The organism is uncultured Anaerobiospirillum sp. (assembly GCF_902485895.1).
GTDB classification, from domain to species: domain Bacteria; phylum Pseudomonadota; class Gammaproteobacteria; order Enterobacterales; family Succinivibrionaceae; genus Anaerobiospirillum; species Anaerobiospirillum succiniciproducens.
Window position 1 is genome coordinate 1 of the sequence record NZ_CABTML010000127.1, and the last position, 18548, is coordinate 18548.

General features: G+C 44.5%; 12 protein-coding genes and 1 tRNA gene. 2 read left to right on the forward strand and 11 right to left on the reverse strand.

Features of this window, described 5'->3' with window-relative positions:
• Positions 1–279: 279 nt before the first annotated feature.
• Positions 280–356, reverse strand: a tRNA-Ile gene (locus RDO37_RS10545).
• A gap of 143 nt (positions 357–499) precedes the next feature.
• Positions 500–3343: a DNA primase gene (gene dnaG, locus RDO37_RS10550; protein WP_308499055.1), complete on the reverse strand. Its 2844-nt coding sequence runs from the start codon at positions 3341–3343 to the stop codon at positions 500–502.
• A gap of 654 nt (positions 3344–3997) precedes the next feature.
• On the opposite strand from dnaG, the gene RDO37_RS10555 reads away from it, so the two are divergent.
• Positions 3998–4840, forward strand: a complete 843-nt coding sequence (locus RDO37_RS10555; protein ID WP_308499056.1) for a symmetrical bis(5'-nucleosyl)-tetraphosphatase — start codon at positions 3998–4000, stop codon at positions 4838–4840.
• Positions 4841–5033: 193 nt separating this feature from the next.
• Here the strand turns inward: RDO37_RS10555 and RDO37_RS10560 are convergent, their stop codons facing one another.
• The 4 genes from RDO37_RS10560 to rplU all read right to left on the reverse strand — a co-directional run bounded on the left by RDO37_RS10560 (position 5034) and on the right by rplU (position 8589).
• On the reverse strand, positions 5034–5807 hold the full coding sequence (locus RDO37_RS10560; RefSeq protein WP_308499057.1) for a dihydrofolate reductase: 774 nt from the start codon (positions 5805–5807) through the stop codon (positions 5034–5036).
• Between the two features lie 258 nt (positions 5808–6065).
• Positions 6066–7265 (reverse strand): Obg family GTPase CgtA, encoded by a 1200-nt coding sequence (gene cgtA, locus RDO37_RS10565; RefSeq protein ID WP_027939605.1) that lies wholly within the window; start codon positions 7263–7265, stop codon positions 6066–6068.
• A gap of 733 nt (positions 7266–7998) precedes the next feature.
• Positions 7999–8265 carry a 50S ribosomal protein L27 gene (gene rpmA / locus RDO37_RS10570; protein WP_027939604.1) on the reverse strand — a complete coding sequence of 89 codons (267 nt, stop codon included), beginning with the start codon at positions 8263–8265 and terminating at the stop codon, positions 7999–8001.
• A gap of 12 nt (positions 8266–8277) precedes the next feature.
• A complete protein-coding gene (rplU, locus tag RDO37_RS10575) occupies positions 8278–8589 on the reverse strand; it encodes a 50S ribosomal protein L21 (RefSeq protein WP_027939603.1) in 312 nt (103 codons plus the stop codon).
• 1543 nt (positions 8590–10132) lie between these two features.
• Here rplU and RDO37_RS10580 point away from each other — a divergent pair.
• Positions 10133–11119, forward strand: coding sequence for a polyprenyl synthetase family protein (locus RDO37_RS10580; protein ID WP_308499058.1), 987 nt, complete (start codon positions 10133–10135; stop codon positions 11117–11119).
• A 185-nt stretch (positions 11120–11304) separates the two neighbouring features.
• Here the strand turns inward: RDO37_RS10580 and RDO37_RS10585 are convergent, their stop codons facing one another.
• The 5 genes from RDO37_RS10585 to miaA all read right to left on the reverse strand — a co-directional run bounded on the left by RDO37_RS10585 (position 11305) and on the right by miaA (position 18513).
• Positions 11305–12603: an adenylosuccinate synthase gene (locus RDO37_RS10585; protein WP_374045316.1), complete on the reverse strand. Its 1299-nt coding sequence runs from the start codon at positions 12601–12603 to the stop codon at positions 11305–11307.
• Between the two features lie 506 nt (positions 12604–13109).
• Positions 13110–14207 (reverse strand): protease modulator HflC, encoded by a 1098-nt coding sequence (hflC, locus tag RDO37_RS10590; RefSeq protein WP_027939600.1) that lies wholly within the window; start codon positions 14205–14207, stop codon positions 13110–13112.
• Between the two features lie 2 nt (positions 14208–14209).
• Complete coding sequence (gene hflK, locus RDO37_RS10595; protein WP_044121625.1) at positions 14210–15487, reverse strand: FtsH protease activity modulator HflK; 1278 nt, start codon at positions 15485–15487, stop codon at positions 14210–14212.
• 606 nt (positions 15488–16093) lie between these two features.
• On the reverse strand, positions 16094–17440 hold the full coding sequence (hflX, locus tag RDO37_RS10600) for a ribosome rescue GTPase HflX (protein ID WP_308499059.1): 1347 nt from the start codon (positions 17438–17440) through the stop codon (positions 16094–16096).
• Between the two features lie 95 nt (positions 17441–17535).
• Positions 17536–18513, reverse strand: coding sequence for a tRNA (adenosine(37)-N6)-dimethylallyltransferase MiaA (miaA, locus tag RDO37_RS10605; RefSeq protein ID WP_308499060.1), 978 nt, complete (start codon positions 18511–18513; stop codon positions 17536–17538).
• Positions 18514–18548 lie beyond the last annotated feature (35 nt).

Here is an 18548-nt window from a genome sequence, read left to right on the forward strand (position 1 = left end):
AGGTACGTATACTTATTAAGTTTTTACTATATAAAACTGCTTGAGGTATAACAGAACCGAAACTAGCAGGTGGATCCGTTTTTCATTGCGTTGGTATGCTCAAATCGTTGCATATCACACGTGTATTTGTACTTTAATGGCGTGTCACACGATGCTCACTATACATTAAAGGAGTATTGCTCAAACGATAGAGACAATGATGGCGCTATAAGCTTTTTGAAGCTTTGCTATATGTTATTGAGGGATGATTGGAGATTTTTTAGGAGGGAGATTAGATGGTGGTGGCCCATTCCCGGATCGAACGGGAGACCCAGCGATTATGAGTCGCTTGCTCTAACCAACTGAGCTAATGGGCCACGGCGTGCATTATACATGGAAAGAGCATGAACGTAAACTAATTAACCAAAAGTAACAACATGCTTGCAAAGGGCCTGCGTATCCGCTTCTGCAAGCATGTGGTGAAAACGAAAATGCACCGTGGCGCTAAAGCTTATTGTGATTAGCCTTGAGCTGAGTTGTATTGCGAGGTAAATTCCATATCAGCAATCTGGCTTAAAGCATCCATCTCCACCATGTCATCGCGTTTGAAAGATCGGCCTTGAATCATGGATACCTGCTCTTTACGCTCAACATAAGGCTCTCTTAAAGAGTTAAACAAGAAGCGAGCAAAGTACTCACTCTTATGTTCTGGACTCATCTCTACACCATCTGACTTATTCTTGAAAATCTCCATGTCAAACAGGTAGTTAAACAGTGACCAGAACTCAGTGTCTCTAAACTCTTCAATGAGCAAGGCACAGGTAATGGTGCGCTCATTCTTGATGAGCTCAAAGAGTCGCTCAATACAAGGATACTCTGGCAATCTTAATTGCTTGGCCAAATCAAGAAACTCATCTAGATTCAAAAAGTCATACAAGGTGGCCACAATAGTTGGCTGCTGCAGGGTAAATGCTAGCAGCTCGTAGATTGGCCCAGTTGCATCGCGAACAGTAAAGTCATGACGCACTAAGGTCCTATAGTTTGCAATCTCATAGGAGTACAGGCCCTTGTTCTTAGCAATAGGCTCCATAAAGTCAATTGGGACAATACCTGCTCTTTTAGCCTCATTAAGTGTGTCATGAGGAGCTGCGGTAGCCGCCATCGACTGTCCTAAATGTTCAGATGGACCCCACTTGTTGTTCCACGCTTCTTGACGCTGTTGGATATTACCTTGCGGCCCGCGCCCGCCCTCGTAATACTCACCTGCGTAATCATCATCTAAATGATCATCAGAAGGAGCACCATTAGGACCAAGCTGCATAAACTCGCCTGCAGGAGACTGCATTACACGCTGAGCATTTTGCATGTAGAGCTGATCTTTAAACTGCTCCACAGAGAGGTTTTGTCCTCCTTGAGCATAAGGGTCTATCTGATAGTTACCTTGATTTGATGAACCTTCTGCTTGCTTGAAGTTACTGTAATCAAATTGATTTTGCGGCTTCTCAAAGCGAATCACCCTATCGTTACCGTGGGTGTTGTTGTGCCATGATCTGCTATCCACCATGCCATTGTTATTCAACTGCACAGGAGCGCCATGGCCGTTGTGTCCAGCATGGCCGTTGTATGCTCCATTGCCATTGTAAGCACCATTAGCTAAGCCATGATTATTTTGACCATGGAAGTTAGGCTGGCCGGGAGCAAAATTAGGATTGCCTGGCGCATAGTTTTGGCCCTGGTTTGCAAAGCTTTGATTGTTATTTACGTAGCTTTGGCTGTTATTAGCGTAGCTTTGGTGGCTGTTGCCGTAGTTTTGGTTTTGGTTAGCGTAATGTGGATTTGGGGATCCAAAGTTAGGGCCATTACCTGCAAAACCTTGGTTTGGATTGCCATAGTTTTGTGCTTGTCCCTGGTTAGGACGGTTTGCCCCATAGTCTTGGCCTCTGTTAGAAGCTTGGTAAGGGCGATTTTGATTCCATTGCTTTGGAGCAGAGCCTTCATCGCGTCGAGATGAATAGGTTGGCTGAGGCAAGAACTCACGAGCAACCTCAATGCTTGGATCATCAACCATAGTGTTAACTTCACTAGCTTCCATATTGAGAATTTCGCAGAGAAGCTGCTTAGCCACAAACTGATAGTTTAAAGGCATGGCTTTAATGATGGAGGCTACATTGCGGATGAACTCAATACGGCCGCCCACATGGGACAAATTGAACTCCTTAGTCTTGTATAAGAATAAGGTTTCAGTAAGTGATAAAGCCTTTTTGACCTCCTCACCAAAAGCAGCATTGCCATTTGCTCGCACAAAGGTATCAGGGTCATGACCAGCTGGCAGGAACAGAAAGCGCACGGTCTTGTCTGTTTCTTTGAGCAGCGGGGTAATAACCTGCATAGCATGCCAGCCTGCTTTCTTGCCTGCCTCATCACTATCAAAACAGAACACTACCTCATTGGTGTAACGAAACAGAGCCTGCATGTGCTCAGAGGTCAAAGCGGTGCCTAAGGTAGCTACCACATTGTTATAGCCTGCCTGACGTAGTGAAATGGCATCCATATAGCCCTCTACCACTACTACAGCATCAGGTCGATTGCGATTAGCCTGTAAACACTCATATAAACCGAAAATCTCGCGTGATTTTTTGAAGATCGGGGTTTCAGGAGAGTTTAAGTACTTAGCAGTTTTCTCATCTCCTAATACTCGACCACCAAAGGCAATAATGCGACCTTTAGTGTCGAAGATTGGGAACATAACACGGTTGCGGAAGAATGCATATTTACGGTGTCTACCTTCATCAAAGGTATCCTTTTGTAAGCCGCACTCAACAGCCTTAGCATACTCATCTGCATTCTTCACGAGCTCCTTTTCTACATAATCATAAGAGTCAGGAGCAAAGCCTAAACGAGCCTTGACGATGATTTCATCTGACAAACCACGCTTTTCTTTGAAATAAGCCATGGCCTCAGGATTTTGCTGCAGACAACGCGTGAAGTAAAAGGCAGCATCATCCATGATCTTGTAATAGCCTTTCTTACGATCTTCTTTTTGAGGATCGTACTCGGCGTTCTTATCGTATTCGATATCAAGACCAGCAAATCTTGCTAGCTCTTCAACAGCTTCAACAAATGAAGTGTTGTTGTACTTCATCACGAAGTCGATGGCATTACCATGCTCACCACAGCCAAAACAACGATAGGTTTGACGAGCTGGACTTACCATGAATGATGGTGTCTTTTCGTTATGGAAAGGGCAGCAGCACTTATAGTTGCCACCTGAAAGCTTAAGGCTACGGTACTGTTGAATTACTTTGACAATATCTAAGCGCGGAATCAGCTTGTTTCTAATAAAGTCCTTTGAAATTAAAGGCATGCCATGCTCCTTACAGACCAAAAGCTCTAAAGCCCCTACCACAAGAGTATAAAGCTACGCTTTGTATCCTATCGTTAAGCTGTTTGCAACTAGTAAGTAATATCTTTGCAAGCGGTTTGCAACTAGTAAGCAATAGCTTAGCGAGCGGTTTGCAACTAGTAAGTCATATCTTTGCAAGCGGTTTGCAACTAGTAAGCAATAGCTTAGCGAGCCGTTAGCCCCATACTATACAGTAGCAAAGCACTAACACTACAAAAAGTGGGATCAAAAAACTAAACGCTGATAAATAAGCGATTTTCCATGCAACTGCACTTTCCTACACTATAAGGACTTGCAGAAAATAGCCGACTAATCACTCTATAACAGTGCTCTTGCGTTACTACACGCATTCTTATTGGTGTTAAATATGGCGCTATAGATGAAAATCTCTTTGTCGCTAATTTGAGTTATGTTCTTAATTGCATCAGATATCCCGTATTCATAGCTAGATGACGTGATATGATTAGCTTTTTCTCTTTTTACCTACAATTTCAGTCTTACTGGCAATAAGCTCAGATATGATTGACATTGTAGATATCATTGGTTGGCACTTTCGATAGCCAAGGCGTGCTCTTGAGTATGCAAGCTTGCTTTATTACTTAACAGGGATCAGACATGGCCACTTACTGCATAGGCGACATCCATGGTTGTTGCGATGAGTTTTTAAAGATGCTCGATCTCATCAAGTTTGATGATAAGAGCGATGAATTGCTTTTAACCGGCGATCTCATTGGTCGTGGCCCTTATCCTGTTGAGACCATGAGAGAGATTATGTCTTTAGGCAAGTGCGTTAAAACCGTACTTGGCAACCATGACATTAACTTCCTCGCCCTGCACTACGGTATTGTTAAAGCTCGCCCAAAAGATAATCTTGAGGTGTTGCTTAACTCCCCACTGCGCGAGACTATCGTTAACTACTTTTTAAAGACTCCGCTTTTGTACATACACAAGCAAAAGCCTTTAGTCATGGCTCATGCAGGCATTTACCCTCTGTGGTCAATTAAAACAGCCAAAAAAGAAGCTAAAGCCGTGGAGAAGGTATTTGCTAACCCACTGCAGCGCATTGTTCTCTTGCGCAATATGTACAATGAGGCTCCTTTAACCTACAGTGCAGCTAATGACGGCATCTTACGCTGGCGCTTTGCCATTAATACCTTTACTAGAATGCGTCTGTGCTATTTCGATGGATCAATGGACTATAAAAATAATGCTGTAAGCCCTGAAGAAGTTGCTAAAGACGGTCTTGCCCCATGGTTCTCTTTAAGCGCCCCGCTGCTCTTTAAGAAAAAGCAGTACAAGCTTGTATTTGGACACTGGGCAGCGCTAAATGGCAACTGTCATGAGCCACACATTAGAGCATTAGACACTGGCTGTGTCTGGGGCAATCGTCTGTGCGCCTGGCGCTATGAAGATGACACCTTCTTCTACGTCAAATCCGCTGGCTACGCTGACATCTAAAAGAGCAGTCTACTTCATAGCTTATTTGCTTGGGCAGCTGTGCGCTTATGGGCCACAGATAAGCTAATGAGCTCTGCAAGCCATAGCTAAATGGCTGTAAGCGTGGGCTTGGTATATGGTTGGGGGCAAAAAAACAAGGGCCGCTGATGCGGCCCTGATTTTTTATGTGATGTAAGCTAATGCTAGAGGGGCATTAGCCCATACGATTGATGTTCTCGTAAGTTAAGAAGCGATAAGACAGACCTAAATGCTCTTCACCCTCTGGGATTAAAGCACCATTCTCATCAACTACTACAGCATCAGAATCAAGCTCAGGAATCTCCTGAGCAAAGCCTGACGGCTGCTCGGCCTTACACAAAAAGTAGGCGCGGCTGCCAGCAATCTTTGGCTCGGATGAGGCTAAACGGAAGATGCCAAGCATCTTAAAGTCTGGGAAGAATGTGTCCGCATGTGGAAAAGATGCACGAATCTCAGTGAGCACTAAGATATCGATTTGCTCTAAGGCCTCTTCAAAGACTGCAGCTCCGCCAATAATCACGATCTTGTCGTAAACGATAACATTAGCATCGCTCACTCCATCGCGCTTTAAGGCCTCTTTTGAGGCTGCAACATCTGATGCTAAAGCAATGGCTTCTTTGAGGCTGCCTACAGTCTCAATATCCTTACGTTCAGCTAAAGCTTTTGATGAGGTAATCACGATATTGCGACGGTTTGGCAGTGGCTTACCAATGGATTCAAAGGTACGGCGGCCCATGATGACACAGCTATCATAGGTCTGTGCTTTAAAGTGCTTGAGGTCTGCAGGTAAGTACCATGGCATAGTACCTCTCTCACCAATAGCGCGATCAAGGCCAGTAGCAACCACCATTGATAGCACGCATTTTTCAGCCGGGATATAACGATTAGCAGGGGCTGGAGTAGTAGCTACCTCAGGTGCAATCTCAGCATTACCGGTTGATTCGGACATAACAACTCCGTGTTTTAATATCTTTGCTCTTTTAGACACGCGCCTGTTGGCACTTACAAGCCTATCAAGAGTCTTTAGCGCAGTACCACTACACTCCATAATTGGAATGAGTAAGTCCATAAGTTACGGGCTTTTTGTTGTGATTCTTGCAAAGGGACTGCTTATAAAAAAATTAAGCCTTAGTGTAAAACTAAGGCTTTTGCAAAAGGGGCTATGAGGCTTAATTAATCAACAGTCTCATGCCCAACTTATAGTTAATTATTTCTGGTAGACAACCTCGACGCCATCATCGTCATCATCAAAGAAATCGTCAAAGTCATCATCATCGCCATCAAGGGATGCACCGTTAACTGGATCCTTAAGATGCTTAGCACCCTCAGTCCAAACGAAGTCATCAGCCTTGTTCTTATCCTTGTTCTCTTCTGCTTCGATCTCAGCACGCTTAACAGTGTCAACGAGCTCTTGAAGAGCATAAGTAAGATCGTTAGTGTGCTGCTTTTGCAGGGCAGAGATAACAAAAGTACGCTCTGGCTTAGTTTCTAAAGCATCAGAAATCTTCTTGAGCATTTCTTGGGCTTCTTCTTCGCCGCCCTCGAGCAGATCTACCTTATTAAGTACTAACCAGCGTGGCTTTTCGTATAAGTCGTGAGCGTATTCTTTGAGCTCTTTTTCAATTACGCAAGCGTTCTCAACTGGATCGGACTCATCAGCTGGCTTTGCATCAACTAAGTGTAACAGTACACGGCAACGCTCAAGGTGACGTAAGAAACGGTGACCTAAGCCTGCACCTTGTGCAGCGCCTTCGATAAGACCAGGAACGTCAGCAATTACAAAGCTCTCGCCATCACCAGTCTTAACTACACCTAAGTTTGGAACTAAGGTAGTAAATGGATAATCGGCTACCTTTGGACGTGCTGCAGATACAGAACGGATAAAGGTAGACTTACCTGCATTTGGTAAACCTAACAGACCTACGTCAGCAACTAAGAGCAATTCAAGCTCTAAAATACGTCTCTCACCAGGAGTACCATTAGTCTTCTGACGTGGGGCACGGTTAGTGGAGCTCTTAAAGTGAGTGTTACCAAAACCACGACGGCCACCCTTAGCCACACGCAGCATCTCACCTTCAGTGCGTAAATCGCCGATAACTTCACCAGTTTCCTTATCGGTAATACGAGTACCTACTGGCACCTTAAGGACGATATCAGCACCACGAGCACCAGTACAGTCAGAGGACATGCCATTCTGACCACGCTCTGCCTTATAGAACTTGGTGAACTTGTAATCAACTAAAGTGTTCAGGTTAGTGTCGGCGAGCATGTAGACGTTGCCACCATCACCGCCATCACCACCATCAGGGCCACCTTTAGGAATATATTTTTCACGGCGGAAACTAACGACACCGTTACCGCCATCGCCTGCTTCAACGCGAATTGTAGCTTCATCAACGAACTTCATAAGTATTCCTCTGTGATTGCATTATGCAGATCGGCTAGCAAGGGATTAAGTGACAAACTTTTAGTTTAACACTGTAAGTGATACTACAGATACAGACTGACTATAAAGTTCAGTAATAGAAATATAATCCGAAACTAGCTGAGAAACAGCGGCAACCTGACCTAAAACACTTTATCCCAAGCTTATCTATGTCCACTAAGAAAAATAACTGACGCTCAATGCGATAAAAAAGTTATCTTTTAACTAGCTATCGAGCACGTATCATCGCCTCGATTGCATCCATTGCTATAAAACCAAGGAGGGATATTATTCACGCTATAGCGTGATAAGAACCATATGGACAGTAAGATGGGTAAACTAAACGATCCTATAAAATACGTACGTCATAGCATCTTCTAGACGTACTTGATGCTTGTTTAGCACGGGATCTAGACTAATCTATTGCTTATGCTGCGCTAGTTAATACTTGCACTAGCCATAACAGCATTCTCAAACAGGAGAGGTACATAAAACATCGCTTATGTACATACAGTGAGGTTATGTGTTGAGGCTTTGACCTTAATGTCTTGTAGTTGCCTTTGACAGCCCTTGTAACTAAGGGCTTTGTAGAGGGTTTAAAAAACTTAACCCTATACGAAAAAGGCCTGCATCACCACGCTTAGGTGAGGCAGGCCTTTTTTCAGTTTCACTCTAGCAAACTGCCATTGCACTTGCTAGCAGTCAAAGCTAAAAACTAAGCAGCGTCTTCAGCGATGATCTGAACGAACTTACGGCCCTTAGGACCACGAGTTACGAATGAAACCTTACCAGTCTTCTTAGCAAATAAGGTGTCGTCCTTGCCGATACCTACGTTTGCACCTGGGTGGAAGTGAGTGCCGCGCTGACGAACAATGATTGAACCTGCGCTTACTAACTCACCAGCATAACGCTTAACGCCTAAGCGTTGGGCCTGGGAATCGCGACCGTTGCGAACGGAACCGCCGGCTTTCTTGTGTGCCATTGATCCTATCTCCTAACCGGCAATACCGGTAATCTGAATTTCGGTGAACCACTGACGGTGGCCGGTGACCTTCTGGTGATGCTTACGACGACGGAACTTAACAATCTTAACCTTCTCGCCAGCAACCTCACCTAATACAGTGGCGGTAACCTTAGCACCGTCAATGTAAGGAGTACCAACCTTTACGTTGGTGCCGTCAGAGATTAAAAGAACCTTGTCTAACTCTACAGTAGAGCCCTGCTCTTTATTGAGGAGCTCAACGCGGAGCTTTTCACCCTCAACAACTTTGTGCTGCTTGCCACCGCAAAAAATAACTGCGTACATGCTCAAACTCCGTTTGAACGCAGGAGTTTGTGCTCCCGCTCAAAACTATTCATCAATGTCCGTGCAAGATCATCCGTACGTAAAGCCAACGGATGGCAACCCAAGCGAAACACTCTCAGGATAAACCTGTAAAAGAGGCTTGACGCTGGCTTTCGATGAAACTTAGTGCAGATAAATCATGCTGTAACGTCATAAACAGTACGTTACTCTAAGCCATCTAGCCTTTCAGACCGAAAGCTTGACTCGCAGGGAGTTAACACTTGCCGGATCAATCGAACATACCAAAATTTTCATTGAGGTATTGCCACGTTGGCTGCAGCTTAAAACTGCTTCTTCGTGGACTAAGGTATACGTAAAACTTACGTTTACCTAGGGCTGTTCTAACCCTACATTGCACTTTAAGCGCTAAGAGTAAGCTTAGCATCAGTGTGCTCTGATATTTGTGAGCGCATATTTTACACACTCAAGGCTTTGAAAGTCAATCAAGTGAACTTTCAAAACCGCAAAATTATAGCATAGCTTTGCGCTTGTTGTACCAATGATCTTTCACAATCTATAAAATTTCTGCCAAGCTCAATGTCTTAAAACTCTCAGATCGTAAGCGCGATCTTACTTACACATTGCGCCTATGATCCTATGTAACATAGGCTTACTAGAAGATCTCTACATAGGATAAGCACCTTATATTTGCCAGCGTTCATACTAAAAATCACATAATGCCCATCAGGACTTTGTCTCTAACAAAAAGATCATAGCTTTAAGCCATCTGATGTTATTAAAACCAAATGATGTTACTTATGAATCACTTCTAAGCATGAGTATTGTCACAAACTTTGGCTAAAGAATGCTAAAAAGTTGCACCTAAAAGGCTCAAGAAATACCACTCTCTTAAGCGTTCTTAAGAGCGCTTACTTTCAACAAATCATGCCCTAGGCCATATCTGAGCGCCGCTTGAGGAGTCTCCTTTTAAGAGTTAATGCACCTAGTATTAAAAAAATAGCATGACGAAGCCCTCGCATTAGAAATGTGAACATCTATTAGATCTATACTTTGATGCTAAAATATCGGAGCCTCAATAATTGTCAGGCTCATAAGTATCTACAATCTAATGTTTTGTCTGAGTTTTAAACTAGGCAAAGCATGTGGTGTGGTGCACAGCTCAATTTTGATCTGAGGTTACTTACCTTTTGTAAGGTTAGGTATGGTGGCTATACAAAGCCATGATCTCGCAGCTAATGACTGCGATTAAGTGTGCAAGCCTTCTCTTGCCACTTATGAATACGCGCTTACATTTTCACACGAGCACATGCGCTCTTAAGCATGTACACATGAGCTAGCTTGATAAAAGCACTCAATAAACTCTTATGTACATAAGCTATTGCAGGTGTTCTATCGGATATGGCACAGAGCATTTTCAACTTATATTGAAGATGCCTAACGCAAGATCGCCACTGAGGCAGCAACTTTAAGATCTTATCTACTGTGTTTGAGTAGCTACGATCTCATCTTGCATTTGATGCCATTGCTAAACCAAGGACTTTTTATGGTGGCGGATACTATTGCCAGCGAAACTTTGATCAACAAGAGTCTTGAAAGGGTTGAGGAGCTTTTGAGCGCAACTTACACCCAGCACCAGCTTGAAACAGCCGTGAATGCCATGTGTATGCACGTGATCAATGCTGGCGGCAAGCGCATACGTCCGCGCCTGGCTGTTATGAGTGCATTAGCTCTCCCTCATTACAATGAGGAGCTGCACTATGAGAAGATCTGCCACATTGCAGCTGCTTTTGAGATGCTGCATACAGCAACCTTAGTGCATGATGATGTTATTGATAAGGCATCCATGCGCCGTGGTCAGCCAACCTTAAATGACACCTCAGGTAACCATGCTGCAGTTTTAGCCGGTGACTACCTCTTTACTCGCTGCTTTGATCTGATTGCCTACCCTGAAGAGTTTGGCGTGATTAAAGCCTTAAACCGCACCTTAAGCGAGCTTGTTGTTGGTGAGCTTTATCAGCTTGAAAATGAGGGCAACTCAAACATCTCTTACGAGACCTACTATCGCACCATCTACGCTAAGACTGGTGTGCTCTTCGAGCTCTCTGCATCTGCCCCTGCTATCATCATTAAAGAAGATAGTGCACTTGAAGCTCCTTTACGTGAGTATGGTCGCCAGCTTGGCATCGCCTTCCAGATCAAGGACGACATGCTCGACTATAGCGCTGATGCTGAGGCCTTAGGTAAAGATCCAGGCACTGATTTAGCTGATGGTCGTATTACTCTGCCAGTACTGATTGCGCTCAACCATAGCAATGAGCAAGAGCGTAAGCAGCTGCTTGAAGATATTAAAGAAGCTAACTTAGAAGCAGTTAAGGCTGCCATTGCACGTACTAATGCCATGCAAGAGTGTGAGCGTCAGTCTCAAGAGGCCTGTGATAAGGCTATTGCTTGCCTCGACGTGCTTGAAGATAGCCCATACAAGCAAGGTCTGATTGCTGTATGTAAGAAAGCTGTAGCCCGCAATAGCTAAAAGCTTGCTAATAATTCATTCCCAAGGCATAGACAAAGTACCTATGCCTTATAAAAAACCAGCGTCCTGCTGGTTTTTTGCTTTTAACGCCTTGCTACTAGCTAAAGCTCAAAAAAAAGCGCTAGAAACTTAAGTCTCTAGCGCTTTTTTTTATGACATAGGCATCTTAGCGTGCCTAAGATCTTTTAGGCCATTGGGTCGATGAGCATAATAGTCTGATCACGCTCTGGGCCAGTTGAAATGATGGCTACTGGAACACCAGCTAACTCCTCGAGACGACGAATGTACTTCTTAGCGTTCTCAGGGAGCTCTTCAAACTTGGTTACACCAACGGTAGACTCGCTCCAACCTGGCATAGTCTCGTAAACTGGAGTTACCTTGGAGTACTCATAAGCTGCTAATGGTGGCAGATCGCTTAAAGTGCCATCAGAGAGCTTGTACTTAGTGCAGATGCACAGCTCTTCCATACCGTCGAGAACGTCAATCTTCATTAAAGCAAGACCGCTTAATGAGTTGATGTCTACAGCACGACGCATTGCAACAGCATCATACCAACCTACACGACGTGGACGACCGGTAACAGCACCAAACTCAAAACCACGGGCACGGATATCCTCACCGATCTGATTATCAAGCTCAGTTGGGAATGGACCGCCACCTACACGAGTAGTGTAAGCCTTGCAGATACCTAAAACGTAATCGATGTGGCGAGGACCTGCACCTGAACCAGTGCAGCAACCGCCAGCAACAGTATTTGAAGAAGTTACGAATGGATAAGTACCGTAGTCGATATCTAGGAAAGTACCCTGAGCACCCTCAAAGAGTACCTTCTTGCCTGAAGCACGTGCATCAGCAAGGATTGCAGATACGTCAGCAACCATAGCAAGGATACGATCACGTACCTTCATGATGCCGTCCATAATGCTGTCAAAAGAAACTTCCTCAGCACCGAAGTAGTTCTTTAAAGCAAAGTTACGGTAGTCAAGCAGGTTTGCAAGCTTCTCTTTAAAGATCTCCATGTCATACAGATCGCCAATACGCAGACCACGACGAGCAATCTTATCCTCATAGCAAGGACCGATACCACGACCAGTAGTACCAATAGCGTTCTTACCACGCTTAAGCTCAGAGGCCTTGTCGATAGCAACGTGTACAGGGAGCAGTAAGGAAGAGGCAGCTGATAACTTAATGCGCTGCTCAGCATCGGTAATACCAGATGCCTTTAACTCTTCGATCTCACCGAATAAAGCTTCAGGAGAAACAACCACGCCTGAACCAATTAAGCATAAGCTTGAAGAGTGCAGAATGCCTGATGGAACAAGACGTACAACTACTTTCTTGTCACCTACTACTAAGGTATGGCCAGCGTTGTTACCGCCTTGGCTTCTAACCACGATATCAGCTGTAGTGGTTAACAGATCGGCGATCTTGCCCTTACCTTCGTCACCCCATTGGGTACCAAGCACTACTACATTGTTAGGCATGTTAATTCTCTCTTTGATTGCAGGGCAGTTTGCACCGACCCTCATCAGATGTTATAGCCCTTTTGAGGCTCAAAACACGTGCTAGATAAAGCCTTGCTGTAGTCTCGTACAGTAATCTCAAGCACGCAAACGCTCTAATTTTAGCGTATTTTACGGACTTTGTCAGGATATTTCCCGATAAGATCCTAAAGTGACATCATGCCCAAGGTGTGTGCAAACTCATACTAAGCGCATTCACATCTTAGTCCCACCCTACGTTAAGCCCCCACAAAGCTTATCTATAGCTAGGCAATCGGCACTTTTACTGCTTATCTATAGCTAGGCTATGGGCACTTTTTTTATCTTAGAAACAGCCAAGCTTTGGGCGAGCAAAAGCTAATTTTTGGGATGGACTGAGGACATCGAGTCTCGTTAGTGCCATAAAACAAAAACGGCATACTCGAGACTATCGGGTATGCCGTTTTTAAAGCAAGGGTACTTGCCCTAGATGATGAATAATTTAGCGATTACTTGCCAAAGAATGGACTGTTCTTGCCCTTTGGATCCTGGAAGTAACGGAAGAACTCGCTATCAGGTTTGAGCACCATGACATCATTGCCTTGTGACATGGCTGCCTTATAGGCGTTCATACTACGCAGGAAGTCGAACAGCTCAGCATTCTGACTGTATGCATCAGCATAAATGCGAGTAGCCTCAGCATCGCCCGCACCCATGAGACGACGTGCCTCACGCTCTGCAGTTGCGATCTTCACAGTAACCTCACGATCAGCCTGAGCCTTAATTGCCTCAGCCTCACGACGGCCTTGTGAACGGTGGAGTTTGGCTACAGCATCACGCTCTGCACGCATACGCTGATAAATGGAGTTAGACACCTCAGGTGGCAGGTTAATCTGTTTGATACGTACGTCGACGATCTGAATACCTAACTCTACAGAACTCTTGCCTAAGTCACGCAGAGCATTCTGCATAACTTGATCACGCTTAGAGCTAGAGATGAGGTTATCGATCTGAGCTTGTGCCTCTTCAACCTTATCAGAGCTTACCTTTAAGGTGTCATCACCGTCGGTCTGACCAACAGTAGTGCTTTGAGTGTTAGCCTGAACGTCTTTAGCATTGACACTGTCAAAAGAGTTCTCAAAATCACCGTATGAGCCAGCCTTTTCCTGACCTGACACAATCTCGTGAATGGTGAGTCGACCAATCTGAGAACGCAGTGAGTTGTTAATACGGCGACGGAGCAGCTCTTCAGCTTGCATAATGTTACCGCCTGCAGTAGTCAGGTAGAAAGTTGAAGGATCAGAGATACGCCACTTTACGTATGAGTCAATGATAAGGTCCTTCTTCTCAGCAGTAACGAAACGATCTGCACGAGCTGATAAGGTTTGAATACGTGCATCGAGTACACGCACCTTATCAATGAAAGGAATCTTAAAGTGTAAGCCTGGCTGAGAGACTGCAAGCTCAGCATCAGAGTTACGTAACACCTTACCAAATCGAGTAACGATACCTACATTACCCTCACTGATCACGAACACAGAGTTGAAAACAGTGAAGACTACGACCAGCAAGATTGCTAAAAGCAGATTTAATGATGAACTACGCATTATTATCTGCCTCCCTGAGAATAGCTGTAGCCAACTGGACGGTCACCGCTTCTACGAGTGGTAGTGCTGGTGCTCTTAGTGCTCGAGTTGTAGTAAGGAGTTGAGCTGGTGCTAGATGATAAAGGCAGAGCCTCTTGAACATTAGCAGGAGCCGGAGTAGAACCCTTCTTACCCTCTGGCATTGGCAGATAGAGAACTGGGCTTGAACCTTCAGGAGTATCTAAGATGATCTTGGATGACTTGCCTAAGACTTCTTGCATAGTCTCAAGGTAAATACGGGTACGAGTAATCTCTGGAGCAGCATTGTACTCAGGCAGCACAGCCTCGAAACGAGCAACCTCACCTTGTGCATCTAAAACAACACGTGAACGGTATGCTTCAGCCTGCTGACGAATACGTTGTACCTGACCTTCAGCACGTGGCAGAACTTCGTTAGCATAAGCCTCAGCTTCACGCTTGAAACGCTGTTCGTCTTCTTGTGCAGCAATAGCATCGTCAAAGGCTTCTTTAACCTCATCCGGAGCACGAGCTGGCAGGAAGTTTACGTCCACGATGGAAAGACCCATATTGTAAGGCTCAATTACTGAGATCAAAAGATCACGAGTATCCTGACGAACACGCTCACGACCAGAGGTAAGAATGTCATCCATCAGGGTGTGACCCACTACATAACGTAATGCTGAGTCAGTAGCTTCGGTAAGAGAATTATCTGGAGCTGTTACTGAGTATAAGTACTGGAATGGGTCAGAAATACGATACTGAACATCCATCTCTACAATAACAACGTTCTCATCCTCGGTAAGCATTGCACCTGAGGACTGAATTGAACGCACCTGCTCGATATCGACAGTAGTTACTTGGTCGATGCCAGGAATACGCCATTGCAGACCTGGTTCTACTACCTCGTAAAACTTACCAAAGCGCAGTACTACACCTCGCTCAGCTTCACGTACGGTGTAGAAGCCTGAGAAGATGAAGAAGCCTACCATGGCAATCAGCACGGCATAGATCATTGCTTTGGACGAACCTTTTGCATTAAAGCCACCGCCCTTTGAAGAGCCGCGCTTCTTTCCGCCAAACAATTTCTCAAATGACTTTAATGCGTCTGATAAGTTGTCAGAGCTTCCATTGTTACGACGACGATTCCAAGGATCGTCGTTGTTATTGTTAGACCCGTTATTAGGCTCACGATCACTGCTTTGAGGCGCGCGATCTTCTTTATTGCCCTCAGGGCCTTGACCAGGAGGATTCCAACCCATGGTTGAATTGTTTTCTCTCATGCAACACCTATGGCTATATGCCTAAAAACCTTTGTACAAGATAAGGTTATCCCTTTAGAGCTTGTACAGGTTTTAGACAATAAGTCATTTCCTCTAATTGAAGACAAGGCACAGGCCTTATCAAACGATACACGACAGCTAAAGCTTTAAAAGCTTGTCTGCCTGTAACTAGGATTGAGACTTATTTAGCAACTAAATAAGCATTTACTCAATCAGATGCATAATAAGTCCATGTTCTACAGCCTCTACGTAAAGACATTTACACTATGTAGCTATCTTATAAGAGCAATAGAACCAAGAATTCTGTATACCCCTTGTACAAGGCGTACAAAGGAGCAATGGTAGATTGTAGCTTAAAATGCTTTGCAAAGACTTAGGTATTAAGCCTCAACTCATCTTAAACACCAATGCACTATGATAGATATAAAAGTCTAAAATAGCCATTTGTACGGTAAAAATCTATCATTTCTGTGAGATCGCTGCGCCTGTTATGTCAATTACAGGGCAAACCAACTTTTATTATCCTCACGCTCAAGAGTGGCAAGCATATCAAGAGCTAAGGACTCAAGCCTTGTTATAGGTCCTTTAGGCAATCTCACAACTAAGCTAATCAATATCTTCAAAATCAAAGACTTCTTCTTGCTGCCAAGGGATACCATCGCAGTTGAAAAGACACTCTTTAAGGCGACCTTTTGAGAGCTTATCGATACGCGAGGCATCAGATGGCTTTAAGGTGATCTTAACGTGCTCAGATCCTGTCTCATCGTAACCTAAGCTTTCAACAGCCTTAAGCTCACAAAGCATGGCCCTAAGCTTGCCATCTTGATAACCAAGCTTAAGCTCAAACTTACATTGATCTAAGCTTAAGAGCTCCGATACTGCAGCAAGTAATTCATCTAAACCTGCACCAGTACGAGCTGATACGTTAACACGCACTGGCTTACCACTCTCATCGCGCACGATACCAGCGGCGACCTCTTCTTTAAGATCAGACTTATTGAAGACGAGCAGTGCAGGTACTTTATCTGCCTTAATCTGAGTGAGTACTGCATTCACCGCCTCGATATTATCTTCAATACGCTGATCGGCAATATCGATGATGTGCAGCAAAAGATCAGACTGAATGGTCTCTTCTAAAGTTGCTCGGAACGCTGCAACTAACTCGTGAGGCAAGTGACGAATAAAACCTACAGTATCTGCAAATACAACCTTACCTACAGTTGGCAAAACCATGTTTCTTAAGGTCGGATCCAAGGTAGCAAAGAGCTGATCTGCAGCGTAAACCTCTGATCTAGTCAAACGGTTGAATAATGTCGACTTGCCGGCGTTGGTATAGCCCACAAATGAAACCACAGGAACTGCATTTTTCTTACGCTCCTGACGGTTTTGCTCACGACGACGCGCTACCACCTCAAGATCTTCTTTAATGGCAGAAATTCGCTCACGCAAGGCACGACGGTCAAGCTCAATCTGAGTTTCACCAGGGCCACCACGTAAACCAAAACCACCTTTCTGTCTTTCAAGGTGGGTCCAGCCTCTAACTAAGCGGGCTTGCTCATAACGTAGCTGCGCTAACTCAACTTGCAGCTTACCTTCATAGGTACGTGCTCGCATAGCGAAAATCACTAAGATCAACGCAATACGATCCATCACACGTACACCAATCTCTTTTTCTAGATTACGCTCTTGTGCTGGAGTTAATGGACTATTAAAGACGACTACTTTGGCATCGTGCGCACGCACTGCATCAGCGATCTCTTCTACCTTACCTGAACCTACATAGGTTCTTGGATCAATAGCATTACGTCTACAGACAACGGCGTCTTTAATATCACCACCAGCGGACTCAGCGAGGCGATGTAATTCTTCTAAATCCTCTTGATTCTTTGCCTGTGGCAACTCCACATGCACTAAAACCGAGGCTCCTAACGGCTCAAACTCAACTTCTGCCATTCTCTAAGCATTTCCTTCTTGCACACTAGCAAGTTATGTAATTCTGTGTATGCACTCTTAAAAGCGAGCTTTCTTTTACATAAGTCCTAATACGTCTACACCAAGCGGTAGCGTTCAAAGGATGGCTCGTTATCAATCAGACTTATAAAGTGCGCTGCCTTATTAGCATCTTCAATATCGAGACGGAAACGGACAACCTTATCAGATGCGACGTTATCTTTGAGGCCACCACGTAACCAAGTCATTTGATGCTTAGCTAAACGAGCTGTAGCAATGACACTAAGCTCAATCATCTCATCTAAGCTCACCTCGCCACGTAAATACATCATGGCCTGGCGATAACCCACTGACCTCATAGATGGCATATCATCACTTAGATCAGTGCGCTCATAGAGCTTTTTAACCTCATCAATAAAGCCTTGCTCAATCATGATCTCAAAGCGCTTACGGATAAGAGCTCTAAGCTTGGTACGGTCATCACCTTGTGGCAGCAAGACTGCTTCAAATCTAGTAAATGGACACTGATCTTTAGGCTCACTAAAAAATGAGCTCATCGCCTTACCAGTCATTAAGTAGACCTCTAAGGCACGAGCTACACGCTGCTTATCATTAGGAGCGAGCTTCTCATAAAGAGGAGGATCAACATCTTTTAACTGTTCGTGCACATATGGCCATCCATGTTCATCAGCCATGGCTTGTACTTTTGCACGAATCTTTGGGTCGGTTTCTGGTAGTGGAGATAAGCCCTCAACTAGAGCTTTGTAGTACATCATAGTACCGCCGCAAATAACAGGCAGCCTATCGCGAGCTCTAATCTCTTCAACCAGTCTGATGCAGTCTTTTCTAAAATCGGCTGCACTATAGCTTTGTGCAGGATCGCAAATATCAATTAGATGATGAGGGCAAATGGACATCTCTTCTTTAGTAGGCTTAGCTGTACCAATATCCATTCCCTTGTAGATCAATGCCGAATCAAGTGAAATGATCTCAGTGCGGTACTTACGTGCTAGCTCTAAAGATAAAGCACTCTTTCCCGAAGCAGTTGGACCTAAAATCACTACCGCATCAAACATTGCTACACTCCCGCATCCTAAAAGTAACTGCCTCT

Bases quoted from the DNA above. Each gene is read 5' to 3' on its own strand.
- dnaG (WP_308499055.1), bottom strand. From the start codon at position 3,343: ATGCCTTTAATTTCAAAGGACTTTATTAGAAACAAGCTGATTCCGCGC.
- RDO37_RS10555 (WP_308499056.1), top strand. From the start codon at position 3,998: ATGGCCACTTACTGCATAGGCGACATCCATGGTTGTTGCGATGAGTTT.
- RDO37_RS10560 (WP_308499057.1), bottom strand. From the start codon at position 5,807: ATGTCCGAATCAACCGGTAATGCTGAGATTGCACCTGAGGTAGCTACT.
- cgtA (WP_027939605.1), bottom strand. From the start codon at position 7,265: ATGAAGTTCGTTGATGAAGCTACAATTCGCGTTGAAGCAGGCGATGGC.
- rpmA (WP_027939604.1), bottom strand. From the start codon at position 8,265: ATGGCACACAAGAAAGCCGGCGGTTCCGTTCGCAACGGTCGCGATTCC.
- rplU (WP_027939603.1), bottom strand. From the start codon at position 8,589: ATGTACGCAGTTATTTTTTGCGGTGGCAAGCAGCACAAAGTTGTTGAG.
- RDO37_RS10580 (WP_308499058.1), top strand. From the start codon at position 10,133: ATGGTGGCGGATACTATTGCCAGCGAAACTTTGATCAACAAGAGTCTT.
- RDO37_RS10585 (WP_374045316.1), bottom strand. From the start codon at position 12,603: ATGCCTAACAATGTAGTAGTGCTTGGTACCCAATGGGGTGACGAAGGT.
- hflC (WP_027939600.1), bottom strand. From the start codon at position 14,207: ATGCGTAGTTCATCATTAAATCTGCTTTTAGCAATCTTGCTGGTCGTA.
- hflK (WP_044121625.1), bottom strand. From the start codon at position 15,487: ATGAGAGAAAACAATTCAACCATGGGTTGGAATCCTCCTGGTCAAGGC.
- hflX (WP_308499059.1), bottom strand. From the start codon at position 17,440: ATGGCAGAAGTTGAGTTTGAGCCGTTAGGAGCCTCGGTTTTAGTGCAT.
- miaA (WP_308499060.1), bottom strand. From the start codon at position 18,513: ATGTTTGATGCGGTAGTGATTTTAGGTCCAACTGCTTCGGGAAAGAGT.